We start from the raw sequence: 4511 nt of genomic DNA, 5'->3' as shown, positions 1-4511 counted from the left end.
TATTCGGGATTAGCGTCATAAAAACCGACAAGTTCGTATTTAGAAGATTGTTGTAATAAACGAAGATGAATTTTTCCTAAGTGTCCAGCACCTAAAACTCCAGCTTTTAACATAAAAAAGTGTTTTGCACAAAAATAATTTATTTTTCTAAAACGCTAAGATTTATAGCAAACAATTCTTTGGGAATCCTATATTTTTTAAGTTTTTTTGTGAAAACGGATAATTTTGTGGGAAATACATTCGTAGTCAACAAATTGTATTTTTAATGATTTATTTCTATTGATAGATAAAAAATACTGTTATTTTTGCGAACAGATGAAAGACACGTTTAAACATAAAGGCATGCGAAACCAGTTGGCACAAGTTGTTGCTAACAAAGGAATTACGGATGAACAAGTATTGGAAGGTATTCGTAATATTCCACGCCATTTGTTTATGGATTCGAGTTTTGAAGCGCATGCATATCAAGATAAAGCCTTTCCTATTGGTGCCGATCAAACCATTTCTCAACCGTATACAGTTGCTTTTCAAACTGAATTACTAGCAATAGAAAAAGGCGCAAAAATTTTAGAAATTGGTACCGGAAGTGGTTATCAAACGGCAATGTTGCTCGAATTAGGCGCAAAAGTATACAGTATTGAGCGTCAAAAAGAACTATTTAAGCGTACAAGTCTGTTTTTACCAAAACTTGGTTACAGAGCAAAACGACTTATTTTTGGCGATGGTTACAAAGGATTACCCGACCAAGCTCCTTTTGACGGAATTGTCGTAACCGCCGGCGCGCCGTTTGTGCCAAAACCGTTATTGGCACAATTAAAAATAGGAGGAAAGCTGGTGATTCCTGTGGGAGAAAATAATAAAGCACAGATTATGACATTGTTCGTTCGGACTTCCGAAAAAGAATTTTCTAAAAAAGAATTTGGAGAATTTCGTTTTGTGCCGATGTTGGAAGATAAAAACTAATTTAAAGAATCAACTTTTTTCCAATCTTGATTAAAGCGTAAATCATAAAATTTAGTGTATAAATAATACAGACCATTAGAACCGACCAATCCAATATCATCAATGGTTTTAGCTGACCCATTTTTAAAATGTACTTTCAATACACACGATGGATGATGAAAACTTCCTGAAAAGTATCGATCTTCCCGATTTTTTATTTGTAAATATTCAATGATTTTACAGATTTCCGCATGTTTTTCTTTGTCAATAGTAGTTTTAAAATACCCTTCTTTGTCATTAAAGTCTGTGATAGGTTCTTTACTAAAATTGTAATGTTCTGCTTTAAATGTTGCATTCGAATCATCGTTCAAAACTAATTCAAAAACAGCACAAGCTCCATGACAACCATTGGCACGAAACTCAATTTTAGAAATTTGATAGGTTTCTGAAGGTTCCATATAATCTATAAAAGAGCCAAATTCGTAGACAAGTGTATTTTTGGAAATACCATTCTCTTGAACTGGAGCATAATTATGACTAGAATACAATTCGATTACTGGTAGTTGATTTTTATAAACCAATTTTGGATATGTTGGAAAATCTTCTGCTCTTCTAAGGTCTAACGGGATTACAGTGTATGTTTCTTTCCCAGAATTCATTAGTGCAATTACTTCCAGTTGGTTTTTGTAATATTCTCCCGTTACGACTAAATCTGTATATCCATTTCCATCAAAATCTTCTTTTATATACGTAAAATTAGGAAACATAGAATCCAGTCGATGTTTGAACGTTAAGACAAAATCACTACTGTTCATACCATAAAGTTTAGGCGATTTACATAAAAAGGTATGCAAACTGGAATCAGCACTTTTCACAAATTGTTGTAATTCTGAAAGTGATGAAATACGATCAACTTTCGTAAATATAGTAGGTTTGTATGATGTATTTTTTTGCTTTGAGCAAGAGTGAAACAAGATAAACCACGCACAAAAAAATAAAATTCTCATCATAAATATAACAACGTACTTTCAACAAGATTGTTATGTACTAATAAAATCTCCCGTTGTACATTTTCATAAAACGCGTCTTTTTGAGTGAATTTTACGATTGAAAATGAGTGAAATTTGTACCGAGAATAGCCTGTTTTGCACTCGACCGTTCTCGATACGATCTTTTATAGTTTTTTACTTATTATTTTGAATTGGAATAATTATGTCATAGATTTATTCTGAACTGATGTAATGCTGTATTCATCCCACCAAAATAAAATTATAATTACTATTTAAGCAATCGCTGAATACTAATTGGACTTCCCTACAATCCATCTGACTTTAAAAAACAACTTAATTAATAAAGAAAGATGATATGAATGAATTAATTCAAAATATTGATGAATACCCAGAAGCTACAATTTGCGGATTGATTAGACAGCAAATGCAATTAAAACCGCAAGAAATAGCAATTGTCGATGGCGAAAATCGTGTCAGCTACAAAAAACTAATGGGAAAAGTGGATGAAGTTGCCGGAGAACTCAAACATCGCAACGTTTTGCCAGGATCTTTAGTTGGCGTTTGCATGAATCGTTCTTGGGAATTGGTCGCAACTTTAATTGGAGTCATGCAAGCTGGTTGCGCGTATGTTCCTCTAGATCCTTCCTATCCTGAAGATAGAATCAAGTACATGTTGACACATTCGCGTGCGGTTGCAACTATTGTTGATACGGAACAAACTGCCAGTTTATGCGGACAATCAACAGCGTTAATTCATATGGATGGCTTAGGCAATCATAAAAGTACCAAAGTGAATGCTAATGAAAACGAATTGGCATATATTATTTACACTTCTGGATCTACAGGAAAACCAAAAGGTGTTGCCGTTACACATGCTTCTATTGTAGCAATGATTGCTAGTGTAAAAGCTATATTTAAAGCAGAAGAATTAGACGGAATGCTTGCGGCAGCGTCAGTATGTTTTGATACTTCCGTATTTGAAATTTTTGGATCCTTGGCATATGGAGGAAAAATAATCTTAGCCAAAAATGCATTGGATTTATTACAACTTCCCGCAGTTAACGAAGTAAAAACCTGTGTAATGGTACCATCTTCGGTGCAAGCCTTGCTTACGGTTTCAAATTTACCAGAAAGTATTACCTGTCTTATTTTTGGTGGCGAAGCGTTGAAACGTTCGTTGGTAAAACAAGTATTTGCACAACAATCAATAGCACGCGTATTCAACTTTTATGGACCAACAGAAGACACAGTATTTTCTACAATGACAGAACTTTTTGAGGACGACAAAATTGTTACCATTGGAAAATCTGTTAGAAACTCAAACTCCTATATGTTAGATGATAATTTGCAACTTTTACCAACAGGTGAAGCTGGCGAATTGCATTTGGCAGGAAGCAAATTGGCGCGCGGTTATTTGTATGATGATGAAAAAACGAAAGCGCGATTTATTGAAATTTCTCCTAATGCAACGATTCCAGAAACACGATTGTATAAAACAGGTGATTTGTGTAGAAGACTAGAAAATGGAGAAATAGAGTTTTTGGGTCGTGTAGATCAACAAGTAAAAATAAGAGGTTTCCGAATTGAACTTGAAGAAATAGAATCTGTGTTAGAATCCATGGAAGGTATTAAAGCGGCTGCTGCTTCTGTAATAGAAGGCGGAATTGGTCAAAAAATACTTGCTGTATATGTTGTAATTGGGAAAGAATTAAACATTACAGAAGACGCTATAAAATCGTATCTGTCTGAACGATTACCAAAATATATGATTCCGCAAGTCATAAAATATCTTGAGAAATTACCATTGTTGCCGAATGATAAATTAGATCGAAAAAAACTAGCTGCTTTCATAGAAAATAAAAGTATTCAATCACACAAAAAAGCAATTAATACAAAAAGCACTTCGGTTTTAGCTACCATTCAAAGAGAAGTTGCTTCCATACTAAACATAACAGACTCGGATAGTATAACTCCAAGTGAATCATTTGAGAATTTTGGGTTGGATTCACTGAGCACTTTAGAGTTTAGTTGTAGACTGTCTAATATGTTAGAAATAGAATTAGCTGCACGAGCAATTTATGAAAATCCAACGCCAAATACATTAGCAAATCACATTGTCAATATTGGAAATGATACAATAAATGGCGCTATGGCGAAGAAAAAATTCAATATAGCTAGCGATTCTCTGGCAACTTTTCAATCGCATATACAATCTAGTCATCCTACATTTCAAGCAGCGAAAGCTAGTGCATGGAGTGTAACAGATAAGAGTTTATTAGTGCAAGAAGTGATGCAGATGGTGAATGATAATCGAAGAAATCCGTATAGCAAAGTTTTGCAAACAGGAAGTGCCACCAAAGGAATTGTCGGCGATGCATATAATGATGAAACGCAAGAAGCTATTATTTGGACGACCAATTTATACCTTGGATTAAATCGTGATGAAAAAGTAATAAGTGAAGCTTTGATCGCTTTAGAAAATTATGGAACTGGTATGGGAACTTCCGCAGCTGCATCCGGAATGACCAATCAACATTTAGAATTTGAAACCGAATTTGC

General features: G+C 34.3%; 3 protein-coding genes and 1 pseudogene. 2 read left to right on the top strand and 2 right to left on the bottom strand.

Annotated features, from left to right (window positions below):
- A pseudogene (locus AB8B65_RS20800) lies at window positions 1-113 on the bottom strand (gfo/Idh/MocA family oxidoreductase); the annotation flags it as partial.
- A 202-nt stretch (window positions 114-315) separates the two neighbouring features.
- Between AB8B65_RS20800 and AB8B65_RS20795 the strand changes: the two are divergent.
- Window positions 316-963, top strand: a complete 648-nt coding sequence (locus AB8B65_RS20795; RefSeq protein ID WP_405303200.1) for a protein-L-isoaspartate(D-aspartate) O-methyltransferase — start codon at window positions 316-318, stop codon at window positions 961-963.
- Here AB8B65_RS20795 and AB8B65_RS20790 read toward each other — a convergent pair.
- Window positions 960-1709: a DUF6438 domain-containing protein gene (locus AB8B65_RS20790; protein WP_405303199.1), complete on the bottom strand. Its 750-nt coding sequence runs from the start codon at window positions 1707-1709 to the stop codon at window positions 960-962. The two genes, AB8B65_RS20795 and AB8B65_RS20790, sit on opposite strands and share 4 nt — an antisense overlap.
- Window positions 1710-2307: 598 nt before the next feature.
- Between AB8B65_RS20790 and AB8B65_RS20785 the strand changes: the two genes are divergently transcribed.
- A partial coding sequence (locus tag AB8B65_RS20785) for an amino acid adenylation domain-containing protein (RefSeq protein WP_405303198.1) occupies window positions 2308-4511 on the top strand: 2204 nt, incomplete at its 3' end.

Origin of the sequence: Kordia sp. (genome assembly GCF_045105435.1) — a bacterium.
Taxonomy (GTDB): domain Bacteria; phylum Bacteroidota; class Bacteroidia; order Flavobacteriales; family Flavobacteriaceae; genus Kordia.
Note: the sequence above shows the minus strand (reverse complement) of the source record. Positions and strands in the feature narration are given on the sequence as shown.

What these genes read in the sequence shown, in the direction of transcription:
- AB8B65_RS20795 (WP_405303200.1), top strand. Translation starts at nt 316, where the DNA reads ATGAAAGACACGTTTAAACATAAAGGCATGCGAAACCAGTTGGCACAA.
- AB8B65_RS20790 (WP_405303199.1), bottom strand. Translation starts at nt 1,709, where the DNA reads ATGTTTCCTAATTTTACGTATATAAAAGAAGATTTTGATGGAAATGGA.